This is a genomic window from Micromonospora sp. NPDC047521 (genome assembly GCF_055587305.1).
Window position 1 is genome coordinate 444,072 of record NZ_JBVJGN010000001.1, and the last position, 19,433, is coordinate 463,504.

General features: G+C 72.0%; 17 protein-coding genes. 6 read left to right on the forward strand and 11 right to left on the reverse strand.

Going from position 1 to position 19,433, the window contains the following annotated elements:
* Positions 1 to 4 precede the first annotated feature (4 nt).
* From ACZ6N8_RS02105 to ACZ6N8_RS02135, 7 genes are all read right to left on the reverse strand, one after another.
* Complete coding sequence (locus ACZ6N8_RS02105; RefSeq protein ID WP_466006942.1) at positions 5 to 1,048, reverse strand: hypothetical protein; 1,044 nt, start codon at positions 1,046 to 1,048, stop codon at positions 5 to 7.
* Positions 1,049 to 1,165: 117 nt separating this feature from the next.
* Positions 1,166 to 1,858, reverse strand: a complete 693-nt coding sequence (gene nfi, locus ACZ6N8_RS02110; RefSeq protein WP_466006943.1) for a deoxyribonuclease V — start codon at positions 1,856 to 1,858, stop codon at positions 1,166 to 1,168.
* Positions 1,859 to 1,917: 59 nt separating this feature from the next.
* The gene (locus ACZ6N8_RS02115) at positions 1,918 to 2,169 is read right to left on the reverse strand and encodes a hypothetical protein (protein ID WP_466006944.1); all 252 of its coding nucleotides are present in this window, start codon (positions 2,167 to 2,169) and stop codon (positions 1,918 to 1,920) included.
* 184 nt (positions 2,170 to 2,353) lie between these two features.
* Positions 2,354 to 2,737 carry a hypothetical protein gene (locus ACZ6N8_RS02120; RefSeq protein WP_466006945.1) on the reverse strand — a complete coding sequence of 128 codons (384 nt, stop codon included), beginning with the start codon at positions 2,735 to 2,737 and terminating at the stop codon, positions 2,354 to 2,356.
* Positions 2,738 to 2,790: 53 nt separating this feature from the next.
* Positions 2,791 to 7,005, reverse strand: a complete 4,215-nt coding sequence (locus tag ACZ6N8_RS02125; protein WP_466006946.1) for a toxin glutamine deamidase domain-containing protein — start codon at positions 7,003 to 7,005, stop codon at positions 2,791 to 2,793.
* A 16-nt stretch (positions 7,006 to 7,021) separates the two neighbouring features.
* Complete coding sequence (locus ACZ6N8_RS02130) at positions 7,022 to 7,354, reverse strand: hypothetical protein (protein ID WP_466006947.1); 333 nt, start codon at positions 7,352 to 7,354, stop codon at positions 7,022 to 7,024.
* A complete protein-coding gene (locus ACZ6N8_RS02135) occupies positions 7,351 to 7,773 on the reverse strand; it encodes a YbaB/EbfC family nucleoid-associated protein (protein ID WP_466006948.1) in 423 nt (140 codons plus the stop codon). Before ACZ6N8_RS02135 ends, ACZ6N8_RS02130 begins: the two co-directional genes overlap by 4 nt.
* 78 nt (positions 7,774 to 7,851) lie before the next feature.
* On the opposite strand from ACZ6N8_RS02135, the gene ACZ6N8_RS02140 reads away from it, so the two are divergent.
* Entirely contained in the window at positions 7,852 to 9,099 is a 1,248-nt protein-coding gene (locus ACZ6N8_RS02140; RefSeq protein ID WP_466006949.1) for an SUKH-3 domain-containing protein, read from the forward strand.
* Here ACZ6N8_RS02140 and ACZ6N8_RS02145 read toward each other — a convergent pair.
* The gene (locus ACZ6N8_RS02145) at positions 9,096 to 10,535 is read right to left on the reverse strand and encodes an aldehyde dehydrogenase family protein (RefSeq protein ID WP_466006950.1); all 1,440 of its coding nucleotides are present in this window, start codon (positions 10,533 to 10,535) and stop codon (positions 9,096 to 9,098) included. The two genes, ACZ6N8_RS02140 and ACZ6N8_RS02145, sit on opposite strands and share 4 nt — an antisense overlap.
* Positions 10,536 to 10,675: 140 nt before the next feature.
* Between ACZ6N8_RS02145 and ACZ6N8_RS02150 the strand changes: the two genes are divergently transcribed.
* Positions 10,676 to 12,112 carry a gamma-aminobutyraldehyde dehydrogenase gene (locus ACZ6N8_RS02150; protein WP_466006951.1) on the forward strand — a complete coding sequence of 479 codons (1,437 nt, stop codon included), beginning with the start codon at positions 10,676 to 10,678 and terminating at the stop codon, positions 12,110 to 12,112.
* A 3-nt stretch (positions 12,113 to 12,115) separates the two neighbouring features.
* Positions 12,116 to 13,399: a 4-aminobutyrate--2-oxoglutarate transaminase gene (gene gabT / locus ACZ6N8_RS02155; protein ID WP_466006952.1), complete on the forward strand. Its 1,284-nt coding sequence runs from the start codon at positions 12,116 to 12,118 to the stop codon at positions 13,397 to 13,399.
* Here the strand turns inward: gabT and ACZ6N8_RS02160 are convergent.
* Complete coding sequence (locus ACZ6N8_RS02160; protein ID WP_387111997.1) at positions 13,396 to 14,070, reverse strand: hypothetical protein; 675 nt, start codon at positions 14,068 to 14,070, stop codon at positions 13,396 to 13,398. The genes gabT and ACZ6N8_RS02160 overlap by 4 nt on opposite strands.
* A gap of 165 nt (positions 14,071 to 14,235) precedes the next feature.
* On the opposite strand from ACZ6N8_RS02160, the gene ACZ6N8_RS02165 reads away from it, so the two are divergent.
* From ACZ6N8_RS02165 to ACZ6N8_RS02175, 3 genes are read left to right on the forward strand one after another with little or no spacing between them, the layout of a single operon-like run.
* Positions 14,236 to 15,519: a GAF domain-containing protein gene (locus ACZ6N8_RS02165; protein ID WP_466006953.1), complete on the forward strand. Its 1,284-nt coding sequence runs from the start codon at positions 14,236 to 14,238 to the stop codon at positions 15,517 to 15,519.
* Between the two features lie 42 nt (positions 15,520 to 15,561).
* Complete coding sequence (adh, locus tag ACZ6N8_RS02170) at positions 15,562 to 17,067, forward strand: aldehyde dehydrogenase (RefSeq protein ID WP_466006954.1); 1,506 nt, start codon at positions 15,562 to 15,564, stop codon at positions 17,065 to 17,067.
* Positions 17,067 to 17,411, forward strand: coding sequence for a DUF779 domain-containing protein (locus ACZ6N8_RS02175; RefSeq protein ID WP_466006955.1), 345 nt, complete (start codon positions 17,067 to 17,069; stop codon positions 17,409 to 17,411). Before adh ends, ACZ6N8_RS02175 begins: the two co-directional genes overlap by 1 nt.
* Before the next feature lie 150 nt (positions 17,412 to 17,561).
* Here ACZ6N8_RS02175 and ACZ6N8_RS02180 read toward each other — a convergent pair whose 3' ends face one another.
* Positions 17,562 to 18,413 (reverse strand): DUF559 domain-containing protein, encoded by an 852-nt coding sequence (locus ACZ6N8_RS02180; protein ID WP_466006956.1) that lies wholly within the window; start codon positions 18,411 to 18,413, stop codon positions 17,562 to 17,564.
* Positions 18,414 to 18,637: 224 nt separating this feature from the next.
* Positions 18,638 to 19,384 (reverse strand): G5 domain-containing protein, encoded by a 747-nt coding sequence (locus ACZ6N8_RS02185; RefSeq protein ID WP_466007285.1) that lies wholly within the window; start codon positions 19,382 to 19,384, stop codon positions 18,638 to 18,640.
* Between the last annotated feature and the right edge of the window lie 49 nt (positions 19,385 to 19,433).

Consider the following 19,433-nt stretch of genomic DNA (forward strand, 5'->3'; position numbering starts at 1 on the left):
CCGCTCAGCCGGGGAGCCGGGGCATGATCGCCGTGCGCTCGCCACCGTCGGGCGGATCCTCGGGCGGCGGTGGGGTGCCCGGAGCGCCCGGCATCGGCTGCGTCGCCTCGGGTGCCGGCGCGTTCTCCACCGGTCGGGCCCCGTACACACCACCGGGGGCGGGCCGGGGAGCGGGCACCGTGCCGTAGCCGCCGGACGGCTGCTGGCCGTACACCGAGCCCGGGTTGGCGGGCGCGGTCGGTGACCCACCGCCGGAGCGGTAGGTGGTGCCGCCGGGGTTGCCCGGCAGGGGCACCGGCGGCGGGTCGGCAGGTGACCGGTCCTGCCGCGAGCGGCGGACCAGCAGCACGATGAGCAGTAGTCCGACGGCGACCATCGCGATACCGAAGAACATGACAGGTGAACCGCCACCGGACTCGGCGGCGACAGGCGTCGTGGACGGCGCGGCGGCCGTCGGCGCGAGCGCGGCCGGGTTCACCACCTCGCTGGCGGTCGCGACCTCGGTCGGGCTCGGAGTCGGGGTGGGCTTCTTCGACGGCGTCGGGGTGACCCGGGCGCCGTTCAGCCGCGCCGTGTCGGTGGCCCGACCCAGCTCCTGGCCGGCCGCGCTGACCCCCACGCCGGTCACCACGAGCCGCCCGCCAGGCGTGCCCTCGGCGAACGCCACCCGGTACCGCACCGTGATGCCCTTGCCCTTGCACAGGGTCGGCTTCGCCGGCGACGTCTGCCCGGTCACCGCGCTGCCGTCACCCCCGGACACCGCCACCGGGAACCAACGCCCGCCGGCGTTCACCTGCACCGTCACCTGATCCGGCTGGAGACCCTCCAGGCTCAGGCCCAGGGCGGTACGCAGCAGCACGCACCCGTCGGAGCGCTTGCGCACCGCGACGTTCACCCCCTGCGCCGAGCCACCGGCGGAGAAACTGCTGGCGGCGCCAACCCGGACCGAGTCGTCGTCGGCCGACGCCGGCGACGCACCGAGCAGCACCAGGCCGCCCAGGACACCGCAGACCGTCGCGAGCCGCGCCGCGCGCCGACGCACCGTCATGATCACCTCACCGTTTCACCCCGGGTGGGGTACGTGGGCCAGGCTACTACCGGCCCACCCCCACCCCTGGTCATAGAGCGGCCCGCATGTGTGCGGCGTTACGGTTTACGCCCCCGGTCAGCCAGCCTGCTCCTCCACCCTGGCGAGCGCGTCACGGCAGAGCCGGTCGGCCGTCCGGGTGGTCTCCGGCAGCCGGTAGCGCGGGGCCAGCGCGAGCACCCGGGCGGTGGCGTTGTCCAGGCTCATCCGGTGTCCCACGCTGACGAAGACCGGCTTCACGCCGTCCTGCGTCCGCAGCACCCGACCGACGACCTCACCCGCGTCCCGCAACGGCGACCAGGCACCACGCCGCACCGGCGGCGGATCCCACTCGCCGACGAGCGGCGTCTTCCCCACCCCGATCGCCGGCAGCCCGGTCACCACCCCGAGATGGCACGCGAGCCCGAACCGGCGCGGATGAGCCAACCCGTGCCCGTCACAGACCAGCAGGTCCGGTCGGGTGGTCAGCCGGTCCAGCGCGGCGAGCAGAGCCGGCAACTCCCGGAACGCGAACAGCCCCGGCACGTAACCGAACGCCGGCCGGCCCACACTGACCGCGGAATCCACCACGGCCAACGTCCGGGCGTCCAACACGGTCACGGCCGCCGCGAGCAGGTCACCGCTCTGCGCGTACGCCACGTCCAGGCCGGCCACCGTCGCGGGCGCGGTAGGCCCCGGCCCGACCAGGTCGACGAGCGGCCGCAAAGCCTCCTGTACGCCCATCGCCTCCGCGACACTCTCCGGCGCCGCCCGGCTTGATCCACTCAACATCGCCAATATGGCGGTATCCCCTGTCTCCGGATACCCCCACATCGCCGAACTGGAGTCGATCACCCTCGGTGCGGACCGTCGGCGCCACCCTCGGACCTGTCACCGTCGGCCTTGCCACCCTCGGCCTTGCCACCCTCGGTACGCTTCCCGGCCGCGCCGAAGGCGATCGCGAAGGCGATGCCGAGAGCTACGCCGAAGGCGACGCCACCCTTCGAACCGAATGAGGGGATGCCGACCGCCAAACCGATCAGGATGCCGGCCGGCCACGCCCAGACGTTGGACCTGCTCGCCCCAGCCCTCGACCCACTCATGTCTGGATCCTATTCGGACCAGGCGAATCCCTCGAAAGGGCCCGGCAACTGTTCTTCATCACGTGATCAAGCCGAAAGCGTGGACGGGACGCCGGCCTCGGAAGACTGCCTCGCCGACCGCCGGGCCAACGCACGCGCGCTGAGGTTCGCCTCCGCGACCCACGGGTCCTCGGCAGAGCCCTGCCTACACCGCTCTGGCGATATCAGGGTCCGCGCCAGGATCACCAGCCGCACGGAGCTGCTCCTCGAACATCACGAACGTCCGCTGGCGGATCCCCCGGATCAGCGCCCGCTCCGTCTCCGTCAGGTGGCGGTCTTCGGCCTTCGCCACATCGCGGACTGCCTGGATCGTTTCGTAGAGGGCGAAGATCGGGCCATCACCTTCCAGATAGTGAGCCCGAAAACGCTCCACCTCCTGCACGAAATCCTCCGGAGATCGACGGAAGACGTCTCCCCCGACGTCGAAGACGATCTCGGCAAAAAGGTCGTTCTTCTCTTGCCAGCCGCCGGTGTCGATGGCAACTCGCCATACCCGGGCACCGCCGTCGGGCGTCTCCACGATCTTCACCGGTGATTGGTAATACATGTAGTAAGAGGGGAGCACCAGACCTGGCATTGAAGTCATCGAGCGTTGCCCCCTAGTGTCGACTGCAGTGCCTGCCAGAACAACTGTTGCTCGCGACGGAGGATCCCATCCGCGATGGCACCCTCACGCCTGGTCAACGCACGGCCCTCGGCTCGGGCCAGGGCATCCACATCACGCCTCACCTCATACAGCGCATGCTCCCAGATCGCTATCTCGTCCAGTGCGACCAGGTGTAACCGAAACTCTGCCAGATGCCCGCTTCGCGTCCTGAGCACCAGTTGCACGTCCCGGTAGCCACTGTCTTCGGGTAGCACGAACCTGTCCTGGCAGCTCACGATCTCGACGTCAGGGTGATCCCGCAGTCGCTCCAGTGCGGCGTACAGCTCGTCGAGAGTGCGGAACTCGACCTTCGCTGCCGCCAGGTCAAGCAGCCTGGACGCGTCGCCCTGGTGTTTGTCCATCTTGTCCTCGGCTCGACGTCGGTCCTTGGGCTCTGAGCGCCCGCCCGGTTCACCGACCTGCCGGTCACCGACGTGGGCGAGAGTGACCGCCACCTGGTTCAGTTCCTGCTGGGAGACCGCCGCCGCCACGTAGAGGCTGTCGAGGTAGTCCCGGCGGTAGGTGTGATCCGCTTGTCGACGCTTGTCGAATCCCGGTTGGCTCAACGGGTCATCGGACGCCTGGATTGTGGCGCTGATCCGGCGCTGGTCCCTTGTCAGCGGAGTCGGCTGCGGTTGAGGCACTTCCGTCCGGGCCGACCTGTCGGGGCCTGCCGTTTCCTGCCGCTCGACGTCAGCGAGCACCTCGGCCAAGACGTCGATGGCCTGCTGATGACTCGCCAGGTGGTGCAGGGTCAATGGACGGGCCGTCAGCGATTTCGCCAGCTCTGGGGTGCCGAGGATCATCCGCGCCAGGTCAGGTGCCTGTGCCAGTTGGCGAGCCAGCTTCTCGGCCAACTCCGGCTCGTTCGGTGGTGGCTCCCGCCGGACGCTGTCAAGCATGTCGCGGACCCGTTGGTCGGCGAGGAGCCGCACCACATCCCGTGCGTCCGCGTCGTCCAGGTTCACCAGGCGCTGGAGGGTGGGCGGGTCGACCGATGCCGCGAATTCGGCCGGGGTCACCCCGGCCGCGAACACATCGTCCAGGCTGCCGGCTGACGCCAACAACCGGACCGGGTCACGGTCTGCCGACCCGGAGGCCCCGCGGATTTGTCCGCCCGGGTCCGGAGCCGACCCCGGCCCGTCCAGGAGCAGGTACATCCGGTTGACGTACGGGTCGCCGTGACCGCCGTCGTCCCCGGCCGACGGGTGGGTCGGCAGGTCGGGGCGTTCACTGAACCGGCCTCGGGGCAGTCCGCCGAGCGGCATGGGCCGGCCGTCGCCGCCTAGCACCAGCGCGTCGATGCCGACCACGTCCGGGTACAGCGGTCGGTCGCGGATGATGCCGGTCTGCGGGTCGACGTAGAGGATCGTGCCGTTCTGGTTGAGCGCCACCCAGGCGTGGGAGCCTCCGCCGGCCCATTCGGTGATCAGGAACGCGTAGCTGCCGTGTCCGCCCAGCAGCATCTGGTCGTGCAGGTTGCGGTAGCCGCGGTCGGCGGCCTGTCGTGCGTACGCCGGGTGCAGCCGTTGGCCGGGCGGCGGGGCGAGCAGCCGCTGGAACCGGCCTCCGGTGACGTCCTCCACCCGGCCGGGGCCGCCGGCTTCGCCTCGGATGGGGCGGCGGGTGTCGCCGTCGAGGTACCCGTCGAAGGTGCGGGGCGCCGACACGCGGGGCCGCCCGTGCACCCACGTCTCGAACATCGACAGGGTGCAGTCGAGGCAGTTGATGCCCCGGGTGGCGTCGGCCATCGGCCCACCGTCGTTGAGGAGCCGGAACCAGGCGCCGCGGCGGGGGTCGGCGGTGCGGGTGACGCTGCCGTCCGGGTCGCGGGGTATCTGCCGTTCGACGTCGACCTGGTGCAGGGCCAGCGGCGGGCGTAGGCCGCCGGGCTGCCCGTACGGCCGGGAGTCGTCGATCGGCGGGGGCACGTCGTCGCCGGTGAGCCGGGACGGGCCGCGGACCTCCACCGCACCGAGGGTGAGCGCGCCCACGTCCGTGTTGGCCTGCCGGAAGGCCGCGTCGCCGATGTCGACGACAGCCGGTGCCCGGGCGCCGGCCAGCACCGCGTCGGCCAGGTCACGGCACTGGGTGTACGCGCGCGTCTCGTCGTTCGCGGCCCGCTGCCAGCCGTCGGCCCACCGCTTGTGGCCGGCCCGGTGGAGTTGCCGGGCGTAGGTGCCGTACTCGACGGCCCGGCGGTCGTGTTCGGCGGCCAGGGCGTGCAGTCGGCTGGCTTCGGCCTGCCGGCGGCTGTGTTCGAACTCGTTGCGCCGCGACTCGTAGGAGCCCCGGTAGCGCTGCCGCTCGGCGGCTTCCGCCTCGGCCGCCCACCGGGCCGCGTACCAGTCGCTGGCATCGATGTCGGACTGCGACGGCGCGGTCAGGTCACCGGGGACCGGCGCTCGGCCGCGCGCCGGGTGGGCAGGTACGCGTCCCGGCCCGAACGCCTGCCACGTCGGTAGGTGCGCTGCCGGCGGCGCCACCCCGGCGGCGACTGTCGGGGCGGGAGTGCTCGTCGCCGACGGGGACCACGCGGACGGGCCGGCGACGCTCGGGGCCGTCCCCGCGCTGCCGTTGGGTGGGCTGGGCGCGACGCCGGTGGCCGGCCCGCCGGCTTGGTCGAGCGTGCCGGTCGTGGGCGCGGCGACCGAGGAGAGGGTGGGGTCGGTGGCGATCGGTTGCGCGGGGCCGGGCCGGTCGATGGTGAGCCCGTCCGAGGATGGCGCGGCGGTCTCGGTCGGGAGCACCAGGCGACTCGGCTCGTCGCCGATCGTCGGCGACACAGGTGAGCCGGCCAGGTCCGAGACAGTGGGCTGGGTCAGGCCGTACGACACGGCGGCCCGCACGTCAGGGACCGACCCCACGGGTGACGCGGGCGCATCCGCACCACCGACCGCCTGCTGCGCCGCAGCCACCGGCGACCCGGCCACCGGCTCGCCGACAGCGGAGGACACCGACAGCGAAGAAGAGAGCGACCCCGCCGAAGCCGACCCCGAGGTCACCGGTCCCGCCGAAGCCGGCTGAGCAGAGGCGGCAGCGGACGAGACGGCGGCGGAAGCGGCAGGGGCCTCCACGAAGGAGGCGGCGGGAGGCGGCGCCAGGGACGGGCCGGTGAGGGAGGCGCCCGCCAGGGCGTTGGCCTGCGCGTCGAGTTTGGCCTGCAACGCGTGGTCGGTCTGGGCGGTGGCCGAGCCGGTGGCCCCGGAGGCGGCGGCGCGGGCCACGTCCTCCACCGAGGTGAGGCCCTGCCCGGTGGCCAGGCCGGCGGCGGTCTCGGCGAGCACCTCACCTGTCATCTCCCGGCCCAGGTGCTCACCGACCCGAGCGGCGCGACCTGTCGCGTGCCGACCCAGGCCGGCCAGCGGCGCGACCGCCCCGCCGGCGAGGCCACCGACTGCCGACGCGCCCAGGTCGGTGAGGTCCAGGCCGTGTGCCCGGCCGGTGGAGTTCTGGTACGTCTGGGTGGCCACCGTGACCCCGGCCTCTTCCGCCGCCTCCTCCAGCCCTTCGCGGGCGGCGCGCCGGGCGAGGCCGCGTACGCCGCCCCGGGCGACCTCCTTGGCTGCCCGTTCCCCCGCCTCCTTCAGCCCGTGTTTGAGGGACTTGCTGGCCAGTTGCCCCATCAGCCGTTTGAAGATCTGCTGGATCAGCAGTCGGGTGGCGGTGACCGCCGCGCCGGCGGCCGGGGAGGCGGCGCCGGCGGTGAGCACGGCCGCCACCGCCACCGTCAGCAGTTCGATGACGAGGATGCCCAGCTCGATCCAGACTTCGAGTTTGGCGCCCTCGATGTCGCAGCCGCACTCCTCGACGAGCCGGCCCAGGTCACTGGTGACCGCGAGCAGCACCGGCAGGGGCGCGTCGGCGTTCTCGGCGATCCCCCGCCAGGCCGCCTCGAACGCCTCGTCGACCGCGCCGACGCCGCCGTACCCGGCGCGTACCTCACCGGCGGCGGTGGCGGCGTCGCTGTGCGGCCCGGCGAGGACGGCGGCGACGGCGTACCAGCGGTCGGCGACGTCCCAGACGGCGCGCTCGTCGCCCTCGGGCCACTGCACGCCGACGACCCAGTCCAGTGCCTCGTAGATCCAGCCGGGCACGTCCCAGGGCGCGTAGTCGAGCGGGTGCGGAATGGGGCTGGGCAGAACGCTCATCCGGATCGCCCCGCTGTCAGCGCCGGTCGGCGGCCCGGTCGAGCCGGGCGGCGCTGCTGCCGTCGGTCTGCACGCTCGCGTCGACCGCGCGGACCACGTCGGTGCCCAGCTCGGTGAGCCGGTGGCCGATGCCCGTCCAGGCTCGCAGCACGGTCTGCTCGAACCCCCGGTAGCTGCGCTCGAACGCCGCGCCGATGTCGTCTCGGCCCCACGGCCGGTTGCCGCTGGCGGCTTCGATCTCGCCGCCCTCCGCGGCCCGGTGGGCTGTCACCGCCTCGCCGGCGAGGGCCAGGTCGGCGCCGCCCCGGCGGGCTCGGTACGGGTCGAGCCACAGCTGCCCGTCGGTCATGCCGGCCCCTCGCGCCGCCCGAGGACGGCCTCGGCACGCCCGAGCAGCGCGCCGAAATCTCCGGTACGCAGGAACTCGACAGGGCCGGAGCCGGCCGGTACGTGTGCGGCCACCAGATCCCTGGTGGTGTCGCCGGCGGCGGTGGTGGCGGCGCGGACGGTCTCGGTGATCCTGCGGCTCAGCGCCTCGGCGTCCCGGTCCTGGTAGATGGCCGGGTCCAGCTCGATCGCGACCAGCTCGCCCCGGGCGCCGACTGTCACTGTCACCTGCCCGTCGGCCGACCGCCTGGTCACCCGGACCGCGGCGAGCCGGGCGCGCAGTTCGTCCAGGTTGGACCTGAGCTGCTGATACTGCCCGTACACGTCGTCGAATCGGGCCCGTAGCTCGCGATTGACGTCGCGATCCACGCGTTCGCTCACCGCCGTTCCTCCCGTCACCGTCGGTAGCCCGAACCATACCGGCCGCCATCGATCCGTGTAGTCCGGTAGTTTCGGTGTGTGATCGACCGTGAACAGGCCGAGCAGCTCGCGGCCACCTGGGCCCGCCGCGATTCACAGCGCCTCGGCCACGAGTGCACGCCGGTGGTCGACGAGTTCGATCTCGGCTACGTCATCACGTCCGTCGTGTCCACCGAGGTGCGGACGGTCCCGGGTGACCTGCCGACGACCGTCGTCGACAAGCAGACCGGGAAGGTCACCACCTGGCCCCGGGTGCCCAGCGACGTGGTGGCGGACATGTACCGGCGCAGTCAGCCGGACGGGCCGACCGCCGCGCGCACCGTCGACCAGTCGAGCCTGCTGGTACGGGAGATCCATCGGATCGCCACCCCGAACACCACGGCGCACCTGACACTCGACGGTCGCATCTGGACGGCGCAGGGCACGAAGGGCGCCGTCCCCCTGAACCACCACCCGCTCGTGCGCACCTACCTGGACCAGCTGCCCCCTGGTCAGCTGGTCCGCGGCGGCGAGGGTCACGCCGAGCTGATCGTGGTGTCCGACGTGCTGCACGAGTACGACCACCGGCGGGCGACCGAGGGCATCGCGCCGATGGGCCGGGCCGAGGCGGCGGCTCTGCTGGAGGGGGCGCGGTTCGAGATCTTCCGGGTGCGGGAGCCGGGTGATCCGGCGGGCGGCCCGGTCGAGCGGCCCTGCGACTCGTGCGTCAACTTCCTGGTGAGCGCCAACGTCCTGCCGGAGTCGACCCGGGCGTACACGGAGACCTGGCTACCGCCGGCGGAGCCCGACCCGGACCCGGGCCGCTTCCCGCCCGAGGTGGCCAACGCGCTGGTGGCGGCCGGTTGGCGACCGCACATCGGTGACCAGCTCATGGCCGCCGCAGCCGTACGGGACGTCACGGCAGTGGCGGGGCGCATCCACCGGCACGCGGTCTTCCCGGCGGCCGTCGAGGCGCTGACCGCGTTCCCCAGCCTGGTGGGCGCCCGGCGCGGCCCCGGCGAGCAGGTGTGGATCTCCCGGTTCGACATCCGCCCGCACATGATCGCGCACACCGCCGACACGCTCGCCGACTTCGGCGCGGTCCTCGGCGTACGGCTCTTCCCGATCGGCACCGAGGGCCAGGACAGCATCCTCGCCGTCGACGAGCGGGGCCGGGTCTTCGCCCTCGACCAGGCCGGTGAGTGGTTCCTGGGCGACACGATCGACGCCGCGTTGACCACCCTGCTGCTCGGCCGCGCCCCCGCCCGGGTGAGCGACGACGGCACCTGGCGCGCCGACGTGGCCTAGAGGGTGAGCCCGGTCAGCACCATGACCCGCGGTTCGGTGTAGTCGTCCATCGCGCTGCGCAGCCCTTCCCGGCCGACACCGCTGCCTTTGACTCCGCCGTACGGCATCTGGTCGGCCCGGTACGACGGCACGTCGCCGACGATCACCCCGCCCACCTCGAGCGTCCGCGCGGCGGCGAAGGCCACGTCCAGGCGTCGGGTGAACACGCCCGCCTGCAACCCGTACGCCGAGTCGTTCACCGCCGCGAACGCGGCCTCGTCGTCGGCGACCGGGGCGACCACGAGCACCGGCCCGAAAACCTCCTCGGCGACGACCCTGGCGTCGGCGGGCACACCGGTGAGCACGGTCGGGGGGTACGTGGCGCCGTCCCGCGCGCCGCCCACCTCGACCGTGGCGCCGGCGGCCACTGCCTCGCCCACCCACGCCTCGACCCGGCGGGCGGCGTCCTCGGACACCATCGGGCCGACGTCCGTCGACTCGTCGGTGGGGTCGCCGGTGCGCAGCGCGCGGACCGCCGTGACCAGCCGGGGCAGGAACTCGGCGTGCAGCCTGTGGTGCACGTAAACCCGCTGGACGGCGATGCACGACTGGCCGGCCTGGTAGTTGGCGAAGGTGGCGATCCGTTGCGCGGCGAAGTCCAGGTCCTCGCCGGACGTCCAGTCGGCGCAGAGCACGGCCGCCGCGTTGCCGCCCAGTTCCAGCGTGACGTGCTTCTGGGGCACCTGCTGGCGGATGGCCGCGCCGACCGGCCCGGACCCGGTGAACGACACCACCGGCAGCCGGGGGTCGGTGACCAGCTCGGCGGCGCGGTCGTTGGGCAGCGGCAGCACCGAGAACATGCCGGCCGGCAGGTCGGTCTCGGCAAGCAGTTCGCCGAGCAGCAACGCGGACAGTGGGGTCGCCGGGGCGGGCTTGACGATGATCGGCGCGCCCACGGCGATGGCCGGCGCCACCTTGTGGGCGACGAGGTTGAGCGGGAAGTTGAACGGCGCGATGCCCAGCACCGGCCCTCTCGGCACCCGCCGGACCAGGGCGATCCGCCCGGTGGCGGCCGGGTCGGTGTCGAGGCGTTGCAGCTCGCCGGAGAAGCGCCGGGCCTCCTCGGCGGCCCACCGGAAGGTGGACACGGCCCGTCCCACCTCGGCCCGCGCCCACTTCACCGGCTTGCCGTTCTCGGCGGTGATCAGCGCCGCGACCTCGTCGGCGCGTTCGGTGAGCCGGCGGGACACGTGGTCCAGGGCCGCCGCGCGGGCGTGCGCGGGCAGGGCCGCGGCCTGCGCGGCCACACCGGCCGCCGCGGCGACGGCGGCCTCGACCTGGTCGGGCGTGGCGATCGTGGTACGCCCCACCGGGCGACAGTCGTACGGGTGGTGGACTGTCAACTCACCCTCGCCGGCGGCGGGGCGGGAGGCGACGAAGAACGCGGTGGGCTCCACGCCGAGCAGCGTAGACGAGTCGGCGGTCGACGGAAACAGTCGCCGCAACCCTTGTCTGCCGCGAATTCAGTGGCCAAGATGGCAGAGAGATTGCGATAACCGCCGCAGAACCGCACCCGGCCCCTCGGAGAGATCCCGTCATGAGTGATCAGCAGCAGCTGCGCAACTTCGTCAACGGCTCCTACGTCGAACCGGCCGACGGCGGGTACGCCGACCTGATCGACCCCTGCACGGGTGAGGTGTTCGCGCAGGCCCCGGTGTCCGGCGCCGCCGACGTGGACGCGGCGATGAGTGCCGCCGCCACCGCGTTCGAGAGCTGGCGGGAGGTCACTCCCGCCGAGCGGCAGCGGGCGATGCTCAAGCTCGCCGACGCCGTGGAGGCCCGCGCGGCCGAGCTGGTCGACGCCGAGGTCCGCAACACCGGCAAGCCGCGCCAGCTCACCGCCGAGGAGGAGCTGCCGCCGGCGGTGGACCAGTTCCGGTTCTTCGCGGGCGCGGCCCGGCTGCTGGAAGGGCGGTCCGCCGGGGAGTACCTGGCCGGGCACACCTCGTACGTGCGGCGCGAGCCGATCGGCGTCTGCGCCCAGGTCACGCCATGGAACTACCCGCTGATGATGGCCGTCTGGAAGATCGCCCCGGCACTGGCCGCCGGCAACACGGTGGTGCTCAAGCCGTCGGACACCACTCCTGTGTCGACACTGCTGCTCGCCGAGATCGCCGCCGAGTTCTTCCCGCCCGGTGTGTTCAACGTGGTCTGCGGCGACCGGGACACCGGTCGTACCCTCGTCTCGCACCCGACCCCGCAGCTGGTGTCGATCACCGGCTCGACCCGCGCGGGCATGGAGGTCGCCGCCGCGGCGGCGCCCGATCTGAAGCGGACCCACCTGGAGCTGGGCGGCAAGGCCCCGGTGGTGGTCTTCGACGACGCGGACGTGGCGGCGGCGGCCGAGGCCATCGCGATGGGCGGCTACTTCAACGCGGGGCAGGACTGCACGGCGGCCACCCGGGTGCTGGCCGGGCCGGGCATCCACGACGACTTCGTCTCGGCGCTCGCCGAGCAGGCCCGCAACACGAAGACCGGCGCACCTGACGACGCGGACGTGCTCTACGGCCCACTGAACAACGCCAACCAGCTCGCCCGGGTCAGCGGCTTCGTCGACCGGCTGCCGGACCACGCGGCGATCCGGACCGGCGGCTCACGGCAGGGCGAACGCGGCTACTTCTACGCGCCGACAGTGGTCTCCGGGCTGCGTCAGGCCGACGAGATCATCCAGGACGAGGTGTTCGGCCCGGTCATCACCGTGCAGCGCTTCTCCGACGAGGACGAGGCGGTGCGCTGGGCCAACGGCGTCGACTACGGCCTGTCGGCGTCGGTGTGGACGAAGGAGCACGGCCGGGCCATGCGGATGACCCGCCGGCTGGACTTCGGCTGCGTCTGGGTGAACACGCACATCCCGTTCGTCTCGGAGATGCCGCACGGCGGCTTCAAGCACTCCGGGCACGGCAAGGACCTCTCGGTCTACAGCCTGGAGGACTACACCCGGATCAAGCACGTCATGCACAACATCGAGGGCTGACCCGTGGCCTCCTCGGAAGAACTGCACAAGCGGCGCGGTGGTGCCGTCGCCCGGGGCGTGGGCAGCGTCATCACGTCCTACGTGGACAGCGCGTCGGGTGGAACGATCACCGACGTCGACGGCAGGGAGTGGATCGACTTCGCCGCCGGCATCGCGGTGACGAGCGTCGGCAACTCGGCGCCGAAGGTGGTCGAGGCGGTCCGCGCGCAGGTCGAGCGGTTCACCCACACCTGCTTCATGGTCGCGCCGTACGAGTCGTACGTGGCGGTGTGCGAGCAGCTCAACGCGGTGACGCCTGGCGGGTTCGAGAAGCGCTCGGCGCTGTTCAACTCGGGTGCCGAGGCGGTGGAGAACGCCGTGAAGATCGCGCGGCACGCCACCGGACGGCCGGCCGTGGTGGTGTTCGACCACGCGTACCACGGGCGGACCAACCTGACCATGGCGTTGACCGCGAAGAACATGCCGTACAAGCACCGGTTCGGGCCGTTCGCCGGGGAGATCTACCGGGTGCCGATGTCGTACCCGCTTCGCGACGGTGGGCTCTCCGGCGCCGATGCGGCGGCGCGGGCGATCGAGATGGTCGAGAAGCAGGTCGGGGCGGAGAACGTGGCCGCGCTGCTGATCGAGCCGATCCAGGGTGAGGGCGGCTTCGTGGTGCCGGCACCCGGTTTCCTGCCGGCGCTGCGATCCTGGGCGACGGCGGCCGGGGTGGTCTTCGTGGCCGACGAGATCCAGACCGGCTTCTGCCGTACCGGCGACTGGTTCGCCTGCCAGCACGAGGGCGTCGAACCCGACCTGGTCGCCCTGGCCAAGGGCATCGCCGGTGGGCTGCCGCTGGCCGCGGTGACCGGCCGGGCCGAGCTGATGGACGCGGTGCACGTCGGTGGTCTCGGCGGCACGTACGGCGGCAACCCGATCGCCTGCGCCGCCGCGCTGGCCACCATCGAGACCATGCACGAGCTGGACCTGGCCGCCGCCGCCCGGCGCATCGAGTCCGTGCTGGTCCCCCGGCTCCGGGCCGCCGCCGAGCGCGATCCCCGCATCGCCGAGGTACGCGGCCGGGGCGCGATGCTCGCAGTGGAGCTGGTACAGCCCGGCACCCTCGTCCCCGACCCGGTCGCCACGGCGGCCGCCTCGGCCGCCTGTCACGCCGCCGGCCTGCTCACCCTGACCTGCGGCACGTACGGCAACGTGCTGCGCCTCCTGCCCCCGCTGGTGATCTCCGACGAGCAGCTCACCCGGGGCGCCGACATTCTCGACGGCGCCCTCGGGCGGCCCGACGCCTAGCGGAGCACCTCGACCGTGTTACGGCGGACGAGGTTCTTGCCGGGCTCACGGATCTGCTCCATGGCGGCGGAGTTGAGCAGCACACAACTGCCCGACGGGCCGGTCACCGTCACGGTGGTCGCCCGGTTGTTGTCCAGGTTGGTCACCCGCAGCCGCGTACCCACCGGGAACTGCCCGCTTGTCGCCGCCGGTCCGGCCGCCTCCTCGAAGAAGGTGATCGCCCCCGGGCACGCCGATCGGGGCGCCGGCCCCGACGCGCCCGGTGACGCGGCTCCGGGGCGTACCGTGCCGGCTGCCGGCGCACCGGCGGCCGGCGGGGCGGCGTCGAGGCGTTCGACCACGTTGCGGCGGATCACGTTCTTGCCCGGTTCCCGCACGAGGTCCATGGCCGCCGCGTTGAGCAGCACGCAACTGCCCGACGGGCCGGTCACCGTCACCGTGGCGGCCCGGTTGTTGTCCAGGTTGGTCACGCGCAGCCGCGTACCCACCGGGAAGCGGTCGCTTGTCGCCGCCGGCGCCCCACCCTCCGCCGAGAAGGTGACCGAGCCGGAGCAGACCGACGACCGCGTGGGGGCGGTGCCGGCGAACCCGAATCCGGTCCCGACCGCCACTCCCGCCGCGGCGAGCACCGCCACCGTCGCCGCCAGCACGTGCTTGCGCTGCACCCTCATCGCCAGTCGCTCCCGTCCTCGGTGGTGTTCTTCACCGCGTGGTACGGATCGCAGCGCCCTACCGTTCATCCGGTCCGGGCAATCTCCGCACCTGCCATCGCGGCGACTCGACGGTTGGCGATCGAGGGTGAGCTGCGTCACGATAGGGCCGGAGGAGGTCGCCCCATGGCTGACCCGTGGCTCGCCCTGGAGTTCGGCGTCGATCCGGCCGAGCGGATCGCGCAGGTCGGTGCCGCCCACGAGGCGTTTCTCACCGCCGGCGCCGCGCCAGACCGGGTCCGCGAGGTGGTACGACGCTCGTGGGAACGTTCGGCGCGACTCGACCCGGAAGCCACCCCACCCGTCGACCTGAGCGACGACGCGCTCGCCGCGTACCGGGCCGGGCATCCACTGGCCCGCGTGCTGCCGCTCTTCCGGGACCTGCTCGGAGGCATCGCGCAGGACAGCGCGCACCTGATGGCGGTGTGCGACGCGTACGGGCGGCTGCTCTGGGTCGAGGGGCATCCGGGGGTGCTCCGGCACGCCGAGCGGATGAACTTCGTGCCCGGCGCCCGTTGGGACGAGACCCATGCCGGCACCAACGCCCCCGGCACCGCGCTGGCCGTGGACCACAGCGTGCAGATCTTCGCCACCGAGCATTTCAGCCGGCCGGTGCAGCGGTGGACCTGCGCGGCGGCGCCGATCCACGACCCGGCCACCGGGCTGCTGCTCGGCGCTGTCGACATCACCGGCGGCGACAATCTGGCGAACCCGCACAGCCTGGCGCTGGTCCGGGCCACCGCCCGCGCCGCCGAGGCGCAGCTCGCCGCGGACCGGCCGGTCGAGCCGGGCGTCGCAGTGGTGACCGCACTCGGCCGCGACGAGGCGGAACTGCGCGTCGGCGGGCGACGGATCCGCCTCGGCCGCCGACACAGCGAGCTGCTGGTGCTGCTGCTGCACCACCCCGAGGGCCGCACCGGCGAACAGCTCGGCCTCGACCTCTACGGCGACGACCGGCTGCACCCGGTCACGCTGCGCGCGGAGCTGTCCCGGTTGCGCCGGGTGCTCGGGCCGGAGCTGCTCGACTCCCGCCCGTACCGGCTGCGCGGCACCGTCCGGGCCGACTTCACCACCATCGCCGCACGGCTCGACCAGGGCGATGTCGCGGGCGCGCTCGACGCGTACCCCGGGTCGTTGCTGCCCGGGTCGGACGCGCCGGGAGTGGCCCGACTGCGCCGGCTCATCGACGGCCAGCTCCGTGCGGCCGTGCTGGCCAGCGCGGACCCGGCGCTGCTCACGGCCTGGACCGCGACTCCCGCCGGCACCGACGACCTGGCCGCCTGGCAGGCCCTGGCGCGGGCGTTGCCGGTGGGCACGCCGCGCCGGCCGCTCGCCCTGGCGCGCATCGACCAGCTTGCCCGGGAGTACGACCTTCCGCGCGCAACGTGGCTGCAACGTTCTGGAAACTAGCGTCGCCGTCGGCACACCCGCACCACGACGGCGGAGGTAACCATGACGCGCTACGACGCGCCCACCCACTGGCAGTCCCGTTACGACCACTTCATCGGCGGCGAGTACGTCAAGCCGCACGGTGGTGGCTACTTCGAGAACCCCACCCCGGTCACCGGTCAGACCTTCACCGAGGTGGCCCGGGGCACGGCCCCGGACGTCGAGAAGGCCCTGGACGCCGCGCACGGCGCCGCCGACGCCTGGGGGCGTACCTCGGTGGCCGAGCGGGCGCTGATCCTCAACCGGATCGCCGACCGCATGCAGGACAACCTGGAATCCCTCGCGATCGCCGAGAGCTGGGAGAACGGCAAGCCGGTCCGGGAGACACTGGCGGCCGACATCCCCCTTGCCATCGACCACTTCCGGTACTTCGCCGGCGCGATCCGGGCCCAGGAGGGTTCCCTCGGCGAGATCGACGACGACACCGTGGCGTACCACTTCCACGAGCCGCTCGGCGTGGTCGGGCAGATCATCCCGTGGAACTTCCCGATCCTCATGGCCACCTGGAAGCTGGCGCCCGCTCTGGCCGCCGGCAACGCCGTGGTGCTCAAGCCGGCCGAGCAGACCCCCGCGTCCATCCACTACTGGCTGTCGCTCGTGGCGGACCTGCTGCCGCCGGGCGTGCTCAACATCGTCAACGGCTTCGGCGTGGAGGCCGGCAAGCCCCTGGCGTCCTCGGCCCGGGTGGCGAAGGTGGCGTTCACCGGTGAGACCACCACCGGGCGGCTGATCATGCAGTACGCCAGCGAGAACATCAAACCCGTCACCCTGGAACTGGGCGGCAAGAGCCCCAACATCTTCTTCGACGACGTGAGCGCGTCCCGCGACGACTTCTACGACAAGGCGCTCGAAGGCTTCACCATGTTCGCGCTCAACCAGGGCGAGGTGTGCACCTGCCCGTCCCGGGCGCTGATCCAGCAGGGCCACTACAGCGACTTCCTGGCCGCGGCCGTGGAACGCACGAAGGCTATCGTGGCCGGGCATCCGCTGGACACCGAGACGATGATCGGCGCGCAGGCCTCCAACGACCAGCTCGAGAAGATCCTGTCCTACCTGGACATCGGTCGGCAGGAGGGCGCCCGGGTACTGACCGGAGGATCACGGGTGGACCTGGGCGGCGACTTGTCCGGCGGATACTACGTCGAGCCAACCATCTTCGAGGGCGACAACTCGATGCGCATCTTCCAGGAGGAGATCTTCGGCCCGGTGGTTTCGGTGACGTCCTTCGCCGACCTCGACGACGCCGTCAAGACCGCCAACGACACCCTGTACGGGTTGGGCGCGGGCGTGTGGACCCGGGACATGAACGTCGCGTACCGGGCCGGGCGGGCCATCCAGGCCGGGCGGGTCTGGACGAACTGCTACCACGCGTACCCGGCGCACGCCGCCTTCGGCGGGTACAAGCAGTCCGGCATCGGCCGGGAGAACCACAAGATGATGCTTGAGCACTACCAGCAGACAAAGAACCTGCTGGTCAGCTACTCCACGCAGAAGCTCGGCTTCTTCTGATGTCCGTGGTCTCACTCACCCCCGCGGCGGCCGAGTTGATCAGGTCGCTGCGGGGGCGGCACGGGCCGCTGATGTTCCACCAGTCCGGCGGCTGCTGCGACGGCAGTGCCCCGATGTGCTACCCGGCGGGTGAGTTCCGCACCGGCTCGTCCGACGTGCTGCTCGCCTCGCTCTCGGTCGACGGGGTGTCCGAACCTGTCGAGTTCTGGATGTCGACGTCCCAGTGGGAGCTGTGGAAACACACCACGCTGACCGTCGACGTGGTGCCGGGCAGAGGCAGTGGCTTTTCCCTGGAGGCACCCGAAGGAGTCCGCTTCCTCATCCGCTCGCGTCTCGCTCCCTGACAGTCCCCCGCCCCGCCGCGTCGATCATGGAGTCGCGGTGGGGAGAAGATGCGTTAATGCACCCTTTGCGAGGCACCACAACTCCATGATCGACGGCGAAAGCTGGGCCAAGGGAGGCGTAGGGGCGGCGGGTTGGAGCAAACGGCGGGTTTAGGGGTGAAGGAGGGGGGTCAGGGTGGCGATTATGTGACTGGGGCGGCGGTAGAGGTCCACATCGGTGAAGTGACGCATCTGCCAGCCGTGAGCGGATAACCAGTTCATCCGGGATCGATCGCGGCGGAGGCGGTCACGGTCCAGGTGGGACGATCCGTCGTACTCGACACCGACTCGGCGCTTCCGATAGCCAAGGTCGAGGCGGTAGAGCGGCACCCCGTTGCTGTCCGGGACCCAGATCTGCGGCTCCGGCGCGGGCAGTCCAACGTCGATCATGACCATGCGAAGCTGACTCTCCTGCCGGCACTCCGCACGAGGGTCCGCCCGCGGCACCAGATCCCGCGCCTGGCAGATGCCACGCAGGCGCTCGTGCCGAGCGACCTCAACCAGAAGGTCCTCGGGTCGACACGCGCCTGAGCGAAGACACAGATCCAGAAGTGGCATCGCGTCCAGCCGGCACAATGATCGGGCGAGGTCGACCGCGCACCGGGCAGCGGGCGCACACGGCACTCCAGCCAGAACCACCGGGTCGCGTACCGGCAGCACCGCCTCGTGGGCGACGACCCCGCGAATATGCGGCACCCGCTCCCCTGCCGGCGCGATTATGTGCACGTCGGAGCTGCGGGCGTCTCCGAAACCGTGCAGCTGCGCACCGGTGTGGAAGCCAACAACGGCGGTGTCCGGCAACCGTCGAAAGATCGCCGGAAGGTGCCGAGCCGGATCGCCCGAGGGCGCATACACGCTCCGCGACAGTCGGTGCAGTCGGGACCTGTCAGCCAGCCTGCGCACCTGTTCCCGACTCAGGCCCGCGGCGAGCAGCTCCGAGTATCGATACAGACGCTCTGCCATGTCGCAGGAATCTGCAGCACCAAGCCGGAAGCCTGCCACCCCGACCCAACGCCCTGTGGACAACCACCGCCCCTGTGCACAACGCCCAAGAGGGCCCCGACCGTGCTACGCGCCCCGACCCACCCACCGGGTCGATCATGGAGTTGTGGTGCCGGATAGATGCCTCGAAATGGCACGGATCGGCCACCACAACTCCATGATCGACGCGAGGCTGAGCGGGCGGATCAGTCGCAGCCGTAGCCGTCGTTGTCGCGGTCCAGGTCGTAGACGTCGGTGCCGATCACCTTGACGACTCCGCTGACGTAGGCCGGGCCGTTGCCGCTGCCGCCCGCGCAGTCGACGTCGCTGGCGATCGGGACGCAGGGGGTGTAGTTCGGGTCGCACTTCGACGACTGCGGCTTCTTGGTGCCGACGGCGACGACCTGGGTCACCGCCTGCTTCGTCACCACGGACTTGACCAGCTTCTTGGCCGTCGGCACGCCGTCGGTGGTGGTCACCTCGTACGTCAGGGTCTTCACACCGTTCACGCCCTTGGTCCGGACGACCCGCTTCCCCTCGGCCAGCGACGAGTCCTTGACGGTCCGCTCGCCGTACCGGATCGTGGCCCGCTCGGTCACCGTCGTCACCTGGACGACAGGCGCGGGCGCGGCACTGGACAGGGTCGGGGCGGGCGGGGTGGTGGCCGTCGCGGGGTCCGGCACCGACTCGGTCTGCGCGGGACCTTCGGCGGGGGCTGCCACGATGGGCTGCTGCGCCTCGGCGGCGGTGCCGGTACGGCTCGGCTCCGGCTCACCGTCAAGGGCGCCGATGATGGCGGTGCCGGTGCAGCAGAGCAGCAGGACCGACAGGGTGATCGAGCCGACGATGACGGCGGCCCGGCGGGCAGGGCTTGCGCGGTGGAACCAGTTCGGCGCGGCAGTCGGTGGGGGTCCGGGACTGAACGGCGGGCCGGGATTCGGCGGTGGTTGCATCGTCACGGCGATGAGTGTCGTCGCAAACACCGTGTGCAATATCCACCGG

Bases quoted from the DNA above. Each gene is read 5' to 3' on its own strand.
- ACZ6N8_RS02160 (WP_387111997.1), bottom strand. From the start codon at position 14,070: ATGAGGGTGCAGCGCAAGCACGTGCTGGCGGCGACGGTGGCGGTGCTC.
- ACZ6N8_RS02105 (WP_466006942.1), bottom strand. From the start codon at position 1,048: ATGACGGTGCGTCGGCGCGCGGCGCGGCTCGCGACGGTCTGCGGTGTC.
- ACZ6N8_RS02115 (WP_466006944.1), bottom strand. From the start codon at position 2,169: ATGAGTGGGTCGAGGGCTGGGGCGAGCAGGTCCAACGTCTGGGCGTGG.
- ACZ6N8_RS02125 (WP_466006946.1), bottom strand. From the start codon at position 7,005: ATGAGCGTTCTGCCCAGCCCCATTCCGCACCCGCTCGACTACGCGCCC.
- ACZ6N8_RS02180 (WP_466006956.1), bottom strand. From the start codon at position 18,413: ATGGCAGAGCGTCTGTATCGATACTCGGAGCTGCTCGCCGCGGGCCTG.
- ACZ6N8_RS02150 (WP_466006951.1), top strand. From the start codon at position 10,676: ATGAGTGATCAGCAGCAGCTGCGCAACTTCGTCAACGGCTCCTACGTC.
- ACZ6N8_RS02130 (WP_466006947.1), bottom strand. From the start codon at position 7,354: ATGACCGACGGGCAGCTGTGGCTCGACCCGTACCGAGCCCGCCGGGGC.
- adh (WP_466006954.1), top strand. From the start codon at position 15,562: ATGACGCGCTACGACGCGCCCACCCACTGGCAGTCCCGTTACGACCAC.
- nfi (WP_466006943.1), bottom strand. From the start codon at position 1,858: ATGTTGAGTGGATCAAGCCGGGCGGCGCCGGAGAGTGTCGCGGAGGCG.
- ACZ6N8_RS02185 (WP_466007285.1), bottom strand. From the start codon at position 19,384: ATGCAACCACCGCCGAATCCCGGCCCGCCGTTCAGTCCCGGACCCCCA.
- ACZ6N8_RS02165 (WP_466006953.1), top strand. From the start codon at position 14,236: ATGGCTGACCCGTGGCTCGCCCTGGAGTTCGGCGTCGATCCGGCCGAG.
- ACZ6N8_RS02175 (WP_466006955.1), top strand. From the start codon at position 17,067: ATGTCCGTGGTCTCACTCACCCCCGCGGCGGCCGAGTTGATCAGGTCG.